Here is a 12270-nt window from a genome sequence, read left to right on the forward strand (position 1 = left end):
TGGTCATCGGCGAGCATGGACCCCGATCAGGAGCGGGGGCACGTCGCCTGCCGCTGGAAGGGAACCATGCGTCCTGTCAGGAACGCGCTGAGCACCGGGGCGATCGTCGCGATCCTCGCCGGTCTCACCATCACCGCAGCACCCGCCCAGGCGGCGACCCCGGGGGCCGGCGCGAGCTGCGCCCCCGGGACCCTGTCGGTGCAGACGCTCGAGAGCGGCTGCACGGCGACCTCCGGCACGGTCGTGACGCCGGACGGCCGCACCTTCGCGCTCCCCGCGCCGGGTGAGAGCGTCATGGCGAGCAGCTCGGCCGCCCCCGGGGCGCCCGAACTCGCCGACGTCCTCATCGCGAACAACGGCTCCGCCGGTGTCGCCGTCCGCGTGGACGAGGCCTGGACCGGTTCGGCCCCCGCCGTCCAGCAGGAGCGTGCGCAGAGCCAGGCCGCGACGGCACAGGCAGCCCCCGCCGCGACGACCGCTGCGACCACGAAGTGCACGAGCACGGCGTACAAGGCGTCCGGCTACACCTGGCCGAGCACGGTCAAGTGGTACTACAACCAGACCGGGCAGAAGTCGACGTACGCCAAGGACGCCCTGCGCAAGGGGGCGAACGCCTGGAACGGCACGATCTCGGCGTGTGACCGGACCGTCACGTCGACGGCGAAGAACGACTACCTGCGCCTCGCCACCCAGAAGCCCAACCTCACCGACCAGGGCGGCTGCTCGCGGAACAACGGCTACAACGTGATGGGCTGGGGCAAGCTCCCGACCGGGACCCTCGGTGTCACGTGCGTCTGGTTCGACGGCAACGGCAACGCCCGCGAGGCCGACCAGCGCTACGCCACCGGCTTCAAGTGGAGCTCGACGGCCACCTGCTCGGGCGCGCGCTTCGACACCCAGGTCGTCGCGACGCACGAGTGGGGCCACCTGTACGGTCTCGACCACGTCGCCACCGGCACCGGCCAGGTCATGGAGCCGTCCGGCGGCTACTGCGAGCTCGACGGCCGCACGCTCGGCCGTGGCGACATGACGGGGATCTCGACGCTCTACTGAGCTCGACGTTCTGCAGGGACACGGACGGGGTCGTGGCGGAGAACCGCCGCGACCCCGTTGGTCTGACTGGCTCGGTCAGTCCGCGTCGGCGCGGTCGGTCTTGCTCAGACCGCGTCGGCGCGCAGGAACTCCGCCACCGGAGTCGACCCCGTGTTGAACCGGAAGGTGTTGCCGGCCGTGCCGGGGTTCTCGACCACGTCGGCGACCACGTGCGCCACGTCACCGCGCGGCACCTGCGTCGACGAGCCGTCCCAGTCGACGGAGCCGGTCGGCTCGTCGTCGGTCAGGGTGCTCGGGGCGACGATCGTCCACTGCAGCCCCGAGTCGCGGAGCACGGCGTCGGCGATCATCTTCGACTGCGCGTACGCGAAGAAGTCCTGGTCCTGCGGGACGCCGTGGTCGAGCTGCGAGCCCGAGAACGACACCATCACGTAGCGGTCGACGCCGGCCTGCTTCGCCCCCTGGATCGACAGCACCGCAGCGTCGCGGTCGATCGCCCAGGTCCGGTCGACGGACCCGCCACCGGCACCGGCCGACCACACCACGGCGTCGTGCCCGCGGATCAGTTCGGCGAAGTCGTTCAGGGACTGCTGCTGGATGTCCGCGACGAGCGGTTCGCCGCCGTGCGCTCGGATCTCGTCGGACTGGTCGGCGTTCCGGATGACGGAGGTGACCGTGTGTCCGCGCTCGGACAGGATGCGGGTGGCGAGGAGTGCGACCTTGCCGTGGCCGCCGAAGACGATGACGTTGCTCATGGTCCGGACGCTACTCGGGGCGGCTCCGTGCCCGGGGAACGCCCGGGGAGCGCCGGACGGTCGCCCGTCGCCCGCGATGCTCGGAACACCCGGGGGCGCCGTGCGTACCGTCGGGGGCAACACGACAGGAGTCACGATGAGCAAGCAGCACGAGCAGCACACCCTGGTCCGCACCCTGGTCCTCGGCATCATGAGCGGCGGCCGGAGCGCCACCCCGCTCGCCGTCCTCGCACTGAACCACGACCGGTCCTCGCTGAAGGGTTCGTGGCAGCAGTGGAAGGTCTTCAGCACCCCGGTCGGCCGTGGGCTGCTCGTCGCCTCCGCCGTCGGTGAGCTCATCGGCGACAAGCTGCCGAAGACCCCGAACCGCATCGCCCCCTCGGCACTGCTCGGACGTGTCGCGTCCGGTGCCCTCGCCGGCGCCGCACTCGGCACCACGGGCAAGCGTGACCTGCGGATCGAGGGCGCGATCCTCGGTGGCGTCGGTGCCCTCGTCGGCAGCTTCGTCGGCTGGGGTGCGCGCAAGGCCCTCGGGGGCGCGGGCCTGCCCGACCCCGTCGTCGCGCTCGCCGAGGACGCCGCGACCATCGCCGGCTCCGTGAAGGTCATCACCGCCGACTGAGCGTGCCGCTCGGGCGCGGCGAGGGCCGCGCTCTTGGGCGCCGCGCTCGCCGCGGGCGCGTTTGGTGAGCAGGAACGGTCGGGTCGCACCGCCGCACCCGACCATTCCTGCTCACGATGCGCACGCCTCGGCCTACGGTGGCCACCATGCACATCGTCGTCATCGGAGCCACCGGCCACATCGGCTCGTTCCTCGTCCCCCGTCTCGTCCGCTCGGGGCACCGCGTCGTCGCCGTCACCCGCGGCACGAGCACCCCGTACGCCGACGCCCCGGAGTGGCAGCAGGTCGAGCGGATCACCGCCGACCGCGAGCAGGAGGACCGCGACGGCACCTTCGGCAGCCGCATCGCCGCGCTCGGTGCCGACGCCGTCGTCGACCTCGTCTGCTTCACCGAGTCCTCCGCCGCAGCGCTGGTCGACGCGCTCCGCGGCACCGGTACGCACCTGGTGCACTGCGGCTCGATCTGGCGCGCCGGCGTCTCGCACGTGCTGCCGATCACCGAGCAGAACGCGACCCCGCCGTTCGGTGACTACGGCGTCCAGAAGGACGCCATCGCCCGGATGCTCAAGGAAGAAACCGCATCAGGCGGTTTGGTCACGACGTCGCTGCACCCCGGTCACATCAGCGGTCCGGGCTGGATGCCGATCGGTCCACTCGGCAACCTCGACACGTCGGTGCTGACGAAGCTGTCCGCCGGTGAACCGCTCGAGGTCCCCGGCCTCGGCGCCGAGACGATGGCCCACGTGCACGCCGACGACGTCGCGCAGGCGTTCCAGCTCGCGGTCGAGCACCCCGATGCGGCGGCGGGCGAGGACTTCTTCGTCACGGCTCCGACGGCGCTCACCGCGCGCGGGTACGCCCACCTGGCAGCGTCGTGGTTCGGCCAGGAGGCCCGGCTCGACCCCGTCACGTGGGACCGGTTCCGCGAGACCACGGCTCCAGAGCACGCTGACGCCAGCTGGGAGCACCTGTCCCGCAGCCAGGTCTTCAGCACCGAGAAGGCGCGTCGTCTGCTCGGCTACGCGCCGGCGTTCACCGCCGAGGAGACCGTGCTGGACGCCGTGCGCTGGCTCGTCGACCACGGTGAGCTCGAGGTCGCGAACCCCCTGGTCCGCTGAGCCCCGTGCTCCCGGCCCCGGGCTGCGCATCAGCTTCAGCTAATATTGCTCAAGGAACGACGCGGAGCGAAGGAACGATGATGGGCAAGAAGGACTTCGTCCGCGGGAACGACCGCGTCGAGCGTCTCCTACGGCAGCCGGACATCGCGGACGCTGTTGCCGCGCTCGAGACCGAGGCCGACGACCTCGACCGAGTCCACGCGATGAGCCTGGCGATGGTGCGTGAAGCGGGGAAGCGCACGCAGGCCGAGATCGCACACGAGCTCGGCATCAGTCAGGGGGCGGTGTCGCAGATGGAACGGCGCGAGGACATGTTGCTCTCCACCCTCCGGAGCTACATCACCGCGACCGGTGCCGAGAACCCACGCATCATCGTCACGGTCAACGGCCGTGACGTCGAGTTGGCGATCTGACTCAGGCCCGCTCCGGCTCGACCACGAGCCCGCGGTTGCGGTGCACGACCCAGACCGTCGCGGCGAACCCCGCCAGCACCGCGGCGCCGATCGTGACCGCCGTCCAGCCCCCGGCGTTCCACAGCACCGACGCCAGCGCGGAGCCGATCGCCCCGCCGATGAAGTTCGAGGTGACGAACGCCGTGTTGAGCCGGCTCCGCGCGGCCGGGTCCACCGAGAAGAGCCGGGTCTGGTTGAGCACGTTCGCGGCCTGCACGGCGACGTCGAGCAGCAGCACGGCGAGCAGCACCACGACGATCGAGTGCGCACCGATCCCGGCGACGACCAGGGAGACGAGCAGGAGCACGATCGCTCCCCCGGTGACGGGTACCGACAGTCCCCGGTCGTGCAGCCGCCCGACCCGCTGCGCCGCCACGGCACCCGCGAGCCCCACCAGGCCGACCAACCCGATGCTGCTGGTGGAGAAGTCGTAGGGGTCGCTGCTCAGCAGGAACGTCAGCGCGGTCCAGAACATCGTGAACACGGCGAACACCGACGAGCTGATCACGAGCGTGACCTGCACGGTCCGGTGGGTCCGGACGGCACGGAACACCGACAGGATGAGCTGCGGGTACGCCACCCCGCCGCGGGCCTCGAGTTCGGGGATGGCGCGCCGCAGCAGCAGGGCCAGGACCACCGCGACGACGGCGGCGAGCACGTAGATCGCGCGCCACCCGAACGCGTCCGCGACCAGGCCGCTGATCGTCCGCGACACGAGGATGCCGGTGAGCACCCCGGAGGCGATCGTGCCGACGACGCGTCCGCGCTGCGCGGGGTCCGCGAGGTCCCCGGCAAGCGGGATGAGGAGCTGCCCGGCGACCGTGGTCAGCCCGACCAGTGCCAGGGCGACCAGGAGCGTCGCGAAGGTCGGAGCGATCGCGGCGAGCAGCAGCGCGACGGCGGAGGCGACGAGCACCCAGGGGATCAGGCGACGGCGGTCGAGGACGTCCCCGAGCGGCACGACGAGCAGGATGCCGAGGGCGTAGCCGACCTGGGTCAGGGTGACGAGCAGCCCGGCGAGCGACGCCGAGGTGCCGAGCGACGATGCGATGTCGTCGAGCAGTGGCTGGGACCAGTACAGGTTGCCGACCGCTGCTCCGCCGGCGACGGCGAACAGCAGGGTCCGGCCCGTCGACATCGAGTGGTCCGTGCTCATGCTGCGGGTGCTCCCTCGTTCAGCGCGGCCAGGGCGTTCAACGTGCGCGGGTAGCCGATGAGCGGGACGAGCACGGTCAGGACGTCCAGCATCTGCTGGCGGGTGTTCCCGACGTTCAGGTTGCCGGCCACGTGCCCCTGCACCTGGGCGTCGGCCCCTCCGAGTGCCGCGAGCAGCGCGAAGGTCAGGAGTTCACGGGTGGGCAGCGACAGCCCGTCCCGGCCGACGGTGTCCCCGAAGCAGTTGCCGGACAGGAACCGCTGGAAGTGCACGGCGTCCGCGGGGGCGTTCTCGTACATCGCGTCGACGCGGTCCGCACCGACGACGGCGCCCTGCACCGCTCGGCCGCGCTCGAGCCGGTCCGCCGGGGTCGTCGTCGACTGCCCGGCCAACGGCAGGGTGACCCCGCGGGCGACCAGTACGGCGTTGGTGATCGTCAGGAAATCGCCGACGCGTGCGGATCCGACGTACGCCACGGCTTGGTAGACGATCTCCTTCGCCTCGGTGGGCGAGAGCGGGCCGTCGAGGGCCTCGTCCAGCAGGTCACGGAACGCCGCCGGCGCCCCGGCCGCGATCGTCGCACCGAGCTGGACGACCACGCGGTCGTGCTCGCTGAGTGCTGCGTTCCGCAGGGTCTCGTCCACGAAGTCGGCGTGGTACCGGGCGAACTCGGGGTCGGTGTCGGCGAAGGTCATGTCCTCGACGCTAGGGCCGACCGCGGAGCCGTGACAGGTGCTGTCCTCCCCCCTCAGCCGTCACCGTCGCCGGAACAGCTCCCCCAGGTGCCACGGGCCGGGCGCGAGCCGCACCGCTGCCTCGGCTCGGACCCGCTCTTCGAGTTCACGGTCGCGGGTGAGCTCGTGGATCTCCTGCTCGGCACGCCACCGGAACCGCAGTCGGCCGAGGAACCCGGTCGGCGGAGCCGGGACGACGGTCTCGACGGACTCGGTCTCGTTCACGCGTCCTCCCCGGCAGCAGCAGCAGCACCAGCGACGGAAGCAGCACCGGCGACGGAAGCGGTCGAAGCAGCCGCCGCACTCGTCGCACCGGTTGCGCTCGTCGCCGCGAGGTTCGCCAGCAGCTGCAGCCGTTCCTCGGACGCCGACCCGGGCTCGGTGCCGTACACGACCATGGTCAGCCCCGAGTCCGTGACGAGCTCCATCGTCTCGTAGCTCATGTCGATGTCGCCTACGTCCGGGTGGTGCACGCGCTTCACACCGCTCCGGTGCCGCATCACGTCGTGTGCGGCCCAGCGCCGCCGGAACTCATCACTGCGGGTGGAGAGCTCCCCGATCAGGTCGGTCAGTCCCTTGTCGTACGGCGAGCGGGCCGCCTCGGCGCGCAGGGCGGCGACCACGTCGCCGGCGACCGAGTCCCAGTCTCGCCAGAACTGCTGACCGCGCGGGTCGAGGAACGCGAAACGCGCGGTGTTCGGGGTGCCGGAGGGCGACAGGAACAGCGGCGAGTACACCGCGCGGGCGAGCGCGTTGCCGGCGAGGAAGTCGAACCGGCCGTTGCGGACCCAGGCCGGGGCGCTGATCGAGTCGAGCACCCGCTGCACGTTCGGCCGGACCTTCGACGTCGGGATCGTCCGGCGCGAGGCGCCCGAAGCGTTCTGCAGACGGGCCAGGTCGAAGAGGTGCGCGTGCTCGGCATCGTCGAGAAGGAGCGCGCGGGACAACGACTCGAGGACGCTCTCGGAGACCCCGGTCAGGTTCCCGCGCTCGAGGCGGACGTAGTAGTCGACGCTCATCCCCGCGACCAGTGCGAGCTCTTCGCGCCGCAGCCCCTTGACGCGGCGGACCCCACCGAAGTCGGGCAGACCGACCTGCTGCGGTGTGACGCGCTCGCGGCGTGTGCGGAGGAAGTCGCGCACTTCGCTTCTGGTGTCCATGCGTCAACGGTACGGCCGGCCGGGTGCCGGAAGCAGGGGTTGCTGGTACCCGTCAGCAGGGGGTCGGCGGCGTAGCGTCGTCGGCATGGAGACAGTCACCCTGAACAACGGACTCGAGATCCCCGCCATCGGTTTCGGCGTGTTCCAGAGCGCCCCGGAGGAGACCGTGGACGCCGTCCGCACGGCGCTGGAGACCGGGTACCGCCACATCGACACCGCCGCCGCGTACGGCAACGAGCGCGAGGTCGGCGAGGGCATCCGCGCCTCGGGCGTCGACCGCGACGACATCGTGGTCGAGACCAAGATCTGGGTCTCGGACTACGGCTTCGACGAGACCCTGCACGCCTTCGACAAGGCCACCGGCAAGCTCGGCTTCGACACGATCGACGTGCTGATCCTGCACCAGCCCGCACCGGACCGCTTCGAGCAGACCGTGCAGGCGTACCGGGCCCTCGAGCGCCTGTACGCCGACGGCCGGGTCCGCGCGATCGGTGTGAGCAACTTCATGCCCCACCACCTGCGCTCCCTGCTCGAGCAGTCCGACGTCATCCCGGCGCTCAACCAGGTCGAACTGCACCCGTACTTCACCCAGCCGGACGTCCAGCGCGCCGACGCCGAGCACGGCATCCTCGACCAGGCGTGGTCTCCCATCGGTGGCATCACGTTCTACCCCGGCTGGGGCGACGAGCGGGTCAGCGTGATGGACGACCCGACGATCCGGTCGATCGCCGAGGCGCACGGCAGGACGCCGGCGCAGGTGATGCTCCGCTGGCACGTGCAGCAGGGGCGGAACGCGATCCCGAAGTCGACGAACCCCGGTCGCATCGCCGAGAACTTCGCCGTCTTCGACTTCGCGCTGACGGACGACGAGCTCGCGCGGCTCGACGCCCTGGACACCGGCCGTCGCAACGGCCCGGACCCGGACGGGACGGACACGAGCCGGTTCGACCGGGTGATCCCGGAGGTCTGACGCGACCACGAGCGGCCGGGAGGCGCGGTGCGGGCCCGCCCCGTTCCTCCCGGCCCATCGGTGGTCGCGACCACCGCGTCAGGCGAGCTGGCGCGCCCGCTCCGCGATGCCCTCGGTCGCCGCCCACGAAGCCAGCACCCGCAGGGCGTCGGCCGTCGAGCTGCCCGGCGTGGCCGGGTAGATCGTGAGCGAGAGCCCCGGGTCCTCAGCGAGTTCGAGCGTCTGGAAGTGCAGTTCGAGCGGCCCCACGACGCTGTGCCGGAACGACTTCACGCCGGCGTAGTGGCGGCGGACGTCGTGCGCGGCCCAGAGCTCGCGGAAGTCGTCGCTCCGCATCGACAGCTCGCCGATCAGCGCGGCGAGGTCCTTGTCGTTCGGCGTCCGGCCCGCTTCGCGGCGCAGGATCGCGACGTTCGTGTGCGCAGCCCGTTGCCAGTCCTGGTAGAAGTTCCGCGCCTGCGGGTCGAGGAAGATGAAGCGCGAGAAGTTCATCGGCCGGGCCGGTGCCGCGACCAGGTCCGAGTGCATCGCGAAGCCGAGCGCGTTCGCGGCGACGATGTCCTGCCGGTTGTTGATGATCATCGCCGGGGCGTCCGTGACGACGTCGAGCAGGTACTGCAGCTCGGGTCGGACGGCAGCGACGGGCACGACACGACCAGCGCGACGCGGGGTCTCGTTCTGGTGCTGCGACAGGTCGCGCAGGTGCTCCTGCTCGGCGGGGTCGAGCTGCAGGGCCCGGCCGATGGCGTCGAGCACGCTGTCCGAGACCCCCTGCAGGTTCCCGCGCTCGAGCCGCGTGTAGTAGTCGATGCTGACGCCGGCCAGGCGTGCGACCTCTTCGCGACGCAGCCCGGTGACGCGACGCCGCGTGCCGAAGGTCTCGACGCCGGCCTGCTCGGGGGTGATGCGGGCGCGACGGCTGGAGAGGAAGTCGCGCGCTTCGTCGCGGTGGTTCATGCCGTCACGGTACTTCGCCCCGTCCGGCGCGAGCGAGGGGCTGCGGGAACCCCTTTCACGTGCGCGTGAACGGGACGGAGACGATCCGGTCGTCCCCGCTCGACGGTGTCCCGCGGCCGTCGGTGTTGTTCGTGACGAACCAGAGCGTGTCCGACGGGCCCTCGAGCACCGTCCGGATGCGGCCGAAGTCGCCCGCGAAGTACTCGGTCGCGGTGCCGGGGTCGTCGGCGGGGACCGCACGGAGCACCTCGCCCCGCAGGTTCGCGACGAACACCGTGTCGTCGACGACGGCGAGGCCGCTCGGGGACGCCTCGTCGGTGGACCACTGCTGCACGGGGTCGACGAAGCCCTGGTCCTCGCCGCCGGTGCCCTCGACCTCGGGCCAGCCGTAGTTCGACCCGGGCTCGATCACGTTGAGCTCGTCGTGGGTGTTCTCACCGAACTCCGACGCGAACATCGTGCCGTCCGACGACCACCCCATGCCCTGCACGTTGCGGTGCCCGAGGCTCCACACCGGTGACCCGTCGATGGGGTTGTCGGCGGGGACGTCGCCGTCCGGGGTGAGCCGCAGGATCTTGCCCGCGAGCGACTCCTCGTCCTGCGCGTCCGTGCTCGCGCCGGCGTCCCCGACGGTCGCGTAGAGCATGTCGTCGGGCCCGAACGCGATCCGGCCGCCGTCGTGGAACGTGTTCTTCGGCAGGCCGTCGATGATCGTCGTCGCCTCGCCGAGCCCCCACGACCCGGTGCTCCCCGTCAGCTCGTACCGCTGGATCCGGTTGCCGTCGTCGGCCGTGGAGTAGACGAACAGGTCGTCGTCGTGCAGCGCGAGCCCGAGCAGTCCGCCCTCGCCGCCGTGGCTGACACCGTCGACCGTACCGACCTGACGGGTGGTGCCGTCGGACCGCAGCTCGAGCACCCGGGCCGAGTCGCGCTCGCTGACCAGCGCGTCGCCGTCGTCACCCGTCAGGACCACCGACCAGGGGGCCTCCAGGCCGGTGACCACGTCGGTGGTGTCACCGTCGAGCGCCACCTGACCGGCCGACAGGTCGGCGGGCGCGGTCGCGCGCGCCGACGGCGAACCGCCCCGGTCGGAGCCGTCCTGCTCCGTACCGTCACCGCTCGTGCACGCGGTGAGGGCCAGTGCGGCGACGGCGGCGAGGCCGGCCAGCGACCAGAGGCGGCGGTTGCGGGGCGTTCCGGCGGGTGTGTCCACGATGATCCTCCCGGGCTCGTGCGTCGATCACACACGCTGCGTTCGGGAAACCCCTGAGGGGGTCTGTCGGCACCTCCCAACGGTGCGCACGGCGGCCTACCGTCGTCGGCATGCAGATCGAACCGAAGCAGCCGACCGTCAAGAACCCGCCCGAGCAGTTCACGGGCGACGTGTACCTCGACGCCATCGCCTCGCCGAAGGAGCCCGGTCAGACGATGACCGTCGCCAAGGTCCGGTTCCTGCCCGGCGCCCGCACCGCGTGGCACTCACACGCCAAGGGGCAGACCCTGCACGTCACCGAGGGTGTCGCCCGGATGGGCACCCGGGACGGCCGCGTCATCGAGGTGCAGGCTGGACAGACCGTCTACACGCCCGCCGGCGAGGAACACTGGCACGGCGCGACCCCCACCGACTACATGGAACACCTCGCGATGCTCGAGGCTGCCGACGACCCGGCGACCACCACCACCTGGCTCGAGCACGTGAGCGACGAGGAGTACACCGCATGACCACCATCGCCATCGTCGGGGCCGGCAAGGGCCTCGGCCTCGCCGTCGCCGAGCGCTTCGCCCGTGAGGGCTTCGCCGTCGCCCTGATCTCCCGCAACCAGGACCGGCTGGACGGCCTCGCCGCAGAGCTGCGCGAGCGCGGCCACACCGCAGCCGGGTTCGCCGCGAACGTCCGTGACGGGGACTCCCTGCGCGCCGCACTCGAGCGCGCCACCGAGCAGCTCGGCCCCATCGAGGTGCTGCAGTACAGCCCGCTCCCCGCCAAGGAGTACATGCGTCCCGTGCTCGAGACCACGGCGGACGACCTGGTCGGCCCGATCGAGTTCTCGGTCTACGGCTCGGTCAACGCCGTCCGCCAGGTGCTGCCCGGCATGCGCGCGATCGGCCACGGCACGATCCTGTTCGTGAACGGCGGCAGCGCGGTCCGACCGGGCGCCCGCGTCACCGGAACGTCCGTCGCCTTCGCCGCCGAGAGCGCCTACGCGCAGCTGCTGCACGACGCCGTCCGCGACGAGGACGTCCACGTCGGCCAGCTCATCATCCCGTTCGGCATCGACGACGGGCGGCCCGAGCACTCCGGGGAGTCCATCGCCGACCGCCTGTGGGCGATCCACACGGAGCGCGGCGACTTCCGCACCTACGCGGAGGCGCTGCCCGAGCTCGCGTGAGCGCGGCGCTCGCCGCTTCGTGAGCAGGAATGGTCGGGTCCGGCACAGCGACCCGACCATTCCTGCTCACCATGTGACGGACTGGAGGCCCGTGGCGACGCCGCCACGGGCCTCCAGTCCGTCCCGGGGTGCGTGCAGGGCGATGGGTCCCGAGTCGTAGGCGGGACACCAGAGCGCCGCGCTGCTCGACGGTCCCGCTAGCGTCGCGGCGTGGAACCACGAGCCTTCGACGGTGCAGCCTGGGCAGCCCTGATGCTGCTCATGCCGACGTCGGTGCTGTTCGTCGCAGCGGCGCTCCGTCGACTCCGGCTCCCCCGCTGGACGTGGCTGCTGTACCTGCTCGGCGTCGCAGGCGGACTCGCGTTCCTGCACGTCGCCGGGCACACCCGGTACGAAGCACCGGACACCGGGTCCGGATCGAACTGGTGGGACTTCGGGCAGTTCGTCGGACTCGCTCTCGGGCGGATCGGCATCGGCATCAACGCCGTCGCGGCGACGGTGTGGATGCTGCGTCGTCCTCGGCTACCCGACGACCAGCTCGACCGACGTGAGAACCGCTTGGTCGTCCTGTCCTACCTAATGATGGCGGTGGCGTCCGCACTGCCAGCGATGTGGTGGGGCATCGGTCTCGGGATCGTGCCACTCCTGATCGAACTGCCGATCGTGGTGGTGGGTTGGGTCTGCCTGGCGGTGGCGGTGGTCCTGTACCGCCGCAGGATCCTCGGGGTGCCGGGAGCCGACCGCTCCCTCGGGCCCGTGTGGCCTGTCGACGCGATCGTGGTCGCCTGGCTCGTGGGGACGCTGGCCGTCGGCCCGCTGTTCGCCGGGAGCGGTCTGCCAACCACTTCGTGAGCAGAAGATGTCGAGTCCGAGCAGGCGACTCGACATCTTCTGCTCACCAAG

General features: G+C 71.4%; 15 protein-coding genes. 8 read left to right on the top strand and 7 right to left on the bottom strand.

Annotation, left to right across the window (positions count from 1 at the left end; all coding sequences use genetic code 11):
• Positions 1-66 precede the first annotated feature (66 nt).
• On the top strand, positions 67-1053 hold the full coding sequence (locus HP445_RS13460; RefSeq protein WP_111094104.1) for a matrixin family metalloprotease: 987 nt from the start codon (positions 67-69) through the stop codon (positions 1051-1053).
• Positions 1054-1157: 104 nt separating this feature from the next.
• Here the strand turns inward: HP445_RS13460 and HP445_RS13465 are convergent, their stop codons facing one another.
• Positions 1158-1808, bottom strand: coding sequence for an NAD(P)H-binding protein (locus HP445_RS13465; RefSeq protein WP_128780366.1), 651 nt, complete (start codon positions 1806-1808; stop codon positions 1158-1160).
• A 136-nt stretch (positions 1809-1944) separates the two neighbouring features.
• Here HP445_RS13465 and HP445_RS13470 point away from each other — a divergent pair, with 136 nt between their 5' ends.
• The 3 genes from HP445_RS13470 to HP445_RS13480 all read left to right on the top strand — a co-directional run bounded on the left by HP445_RS13470 (position 1945) and on the right by HP445_RS13480 (position 3961).
• Positions 1945-2430 carry a DUF4126 family protein gene (locus HP445_RS13470; protein ID WP_164941155.1) on the top strand — a complete coding sequence of 162 codons (486 nt, stop codon included), beginning with the start codon at positions 1945-1947 and terminating at the stop codon, positions 2428-2430.
• Between the two features lie 146 nt (positions 2431-2576).
• Positions 2577-3548: an NAD-dependent epimerase/dehydratase family protein gene (locus tag HP445_RS13475; protein WP_128780368.1), complete on the top strand. Its 972-nt coding sequence runs from the start codon at positions 2577-2579 to the stop codon at positions 3546-3548.
• Positions 3549-3628: 80 nt separating this feature from the next.
• The gene (locus HP445_RS13480) at positions 3629-3961 is read left to right on the top strand and encodes a helix-turn-helix domain-containing protein (protein WP_206647601.1); all 333 of its coding nucleotides are present in this window, start codon (positions 3629-3631) and stop codon (positions 3959-3961) included.
• Position 3962: 1 nt separating this feature from the next.
• Here the strand turns inward: HP445_RS13480 and HP445_RS13485 are convergent, their stop codons facing one another.
• From HP445_RS13485 to HP445_RS13500, 4 genes are read right to left on the bottom strand one after another with little or no spacing between them, the layout of a single operon-like run.
• Positions 3963-5156 (bottom strand): MFS transporter, encoded by a 1194-nt coding sequence (locus HP445_RS13485; RefSeq protein ID WP_128780369.1) that lies wholly within the window; start codon positions 5154-5156, stop codon positions 3963-3965.
• On the bottom strand, positions 5153-5851 hold the full coding sequence (locus tag HP445_RS13490; protein WP_128780370.1) for a carboxymuconolactone decarboxylase family protein: 699 nt from the start codon (positions 5849-5851) through the stop codon (positions 5153-5155). Before HP445_RS13490 ends, HP445_RS13485 begins: the two co-directional genes overlap by 4 nt.
• 60 nt (positions 5852-5911) lie before the next feature.
• The gene (locus tag HP445_RS13495) at positions 5912-6115 is read right to left on the bottom strand and encodes a hypothetical protein (protein WP_071404097.1); all 204 of its coding nucleotides are present in this window, start codon (positions 6113-6115) and stop codon (positions 5912-5914) included.
• Positions 6112-7050 carry a helix-turn-helix transcriptional regulator gene (locus HP445_RS13500; protein WP_128780371.1) on the bottom strand — a complete coding sequence of 313 codons (939 nt, stop codon included), beginning with the start codon at positions 7048-7050 and terminating at the stop codon, positions 6112-6114. Before HP445_RS13500 ends, HP445_RS13495 begins: the two co-directional genes overlap by 4 nt.
• Before the next feature lie 85 nt (positions 7051-7135).
• On the opposite strand from HP445_RS13500, the gene HP445_RS13505 reads away from it, so the two are divergent.
• Positions 7136-8020 carry an aldo/keto reductase gene (locus HP445_RS13505; RefSeq protein ID WP_128780372.1) on the top strand — a complete coding sequence of 295 codons (885 nt, stop codon included), beginning with the start codon at positions 7136-7138 and terminating at the stop codon, positions 8018-8020.
• A gap of 78 nt (positions 8021-8098) precedes the next feature.
• Here the strand turns inward: HP445_RS13505 and HP445_RS13510 are convergent, their stop codons facing one another.
• Together HP445_RS13510 and HP445_RS13515 are read right to left on the bottom strand one after the other, a co-directional pair.
• Positions 8099-8977, bottom strand: coding sequence for a helix-turn-helix transcriptional regulator (locus HP445_RS13510; protein WP_128780373.1), 879 nt, complete (start codon positions 8975-8977; stop codon positions 8099-8101).
• A gap of 55 nt (positions 8978-9032) precedes the next feature.
• Positions 9033-10190 (bottom strand): PQQ-dependent sugar dehydrogenase, encoded by a 1158-nt coding sequence (locus HP445_RS13515; RefSeq protein WP_128780374.1) that lies wholly within the window; start codon positions 10188-10190, stop codon positions 9033-9035.
• A 110-nt stretch (positions 10191-10300) separates the two neighbouring features.
• On the opposite strand from HP445_RS13515, the gene HP445_RS13520 reads away from it, so the two are divergent.
• The 3 genes from HP445_RS13520 (at position 10301) to HP445_RS13530 (ending at position 12219) form a co-directional block, all read left to right on the top strand.
• A complete protein-coding gene (locus HP445_RS13520) occupies positions 10301-10699 on the top strand; it encodes a (R)-mandelonitrile lyase (protein ID WP_071248546.1) in 399 nt (132 codons plus the stop codon).
• Complete coding sequence (locus HP445_RS13525) at positions 10696-11367, top strand: SDR family NAD(P)-dependent oxidoreductase (protein ID WP_128780375.1); 672 nt, start codon at positions 10696-10698, stop codon at positions 11365-11367. The genes HP445_RS13520 and HP445_RS13525 overlap by 4 nt, the downstream gene beginning before the upstream one ends.
• Positions 11368-11577: 210 nt before the next feature.
• Positions 11578-12219, top strand: coding sequence for a hypothetical protein (locus HP445_RS13530; protein ID WP_128780376.1), 642 nt, complete (start codon positions 11578-11580; stop codon positions 12217-12219).
• Positions 12220-12270 lie beyond the last annotated feature (51 nt).

The sequence above is a fragment of the Curtobacterium flaccumfaciens genome (assembly GCF_013359815.1).
In the GTDB taxonomy this organism is placed as follows: domain Bacteria; phylum Actinomycetota; class Actinomycetes; order Actinomycetales; family Microbacteriaceae; genus Curtobacterium; species Curtobacterium flaccumfaciens.

Coding starts and splice junctions, on each gene's coding strand:
- HP445_RS13460 (WP_111094104.1), top strand. CDS start 67: ATGCGTCCTGTCAGGAACGCGCTGAGCACCGGGGCGATCGTCGCGATC.
- HP445_RS13465 (WP_128780366.1), bottom strand. CDS start 1,808: ATGAGCAACGTCATCGTCTTCGGCGGCCACGGCAAGGTCGCACTCCTC.
- HP445_RS13470 (WP_164941155.1), top strand. CDS start 1,945: ATGAGCAAGCAGCACGAGCAGCACACCCTGGTCCGCACCCTGGTCCTC.
- HP445_RS13475 (WP_128780368.1), top strand. CDS start 2,577: ATGCACATCGTCGTCATCGGAGCCACCGGCCACATCGGCTCGTTCCTC.
- HP445_RS13480 (WP_206647601.1), top strand. CDS start 3,629: ATGGGCAAGAAGGACTTCGTCCGCGGGAACGACCGCGTCGAGCGTCTC.
- HP445_RS13485 (WP_128780369.1), bottom strand. CDS start 5,156: ATGAGCACGGACCACTCGATGTCGACGGGCCGGACCCTGCTGTTCGCC.
- HP445_RS13490 (WP_128780370.1), bottom strand. CDS start 5,851: ATGACCTTCGCCGACACCGACCCCGAGTTCGCCCGGTACCACGCCGAC.
- HP445_RS13500 (WP_128780371.1), bottom strand. CDS start 7,050: ATGGACACCAGAAGCGAAGTGCGCGACTTCCTCCGCACACGCCGCGAG.
- HP445_RS13505 (WP_128780372.1), top strand. CDS start 7,136: ATGGAGACAGTCACCCTGAACAACGGACTCGAGATCCCCGCCATCGGT.
- HP445_RS13510 (WP_128780373.1), bottom strand. CDS start 8,977: ATGAACCACCGCGACGAAGCGCGCGACTTCCTCTCCAGCCGTCGCGCC.
- HP445_RS13520 (WP_071248546.1), top strand. CDS start 10,301: ATGCAGATCGAACCGAAGCAGCCGACCGTCAAGAACCCGCCCGAGCAG.
- HP445_RS13525 (WP_128780375.1), top strand. CDS start 10,696: ATGACCACCATCGCCATCGTCGGGGCCGGCAAGGGCCTCGGCCTCGCC.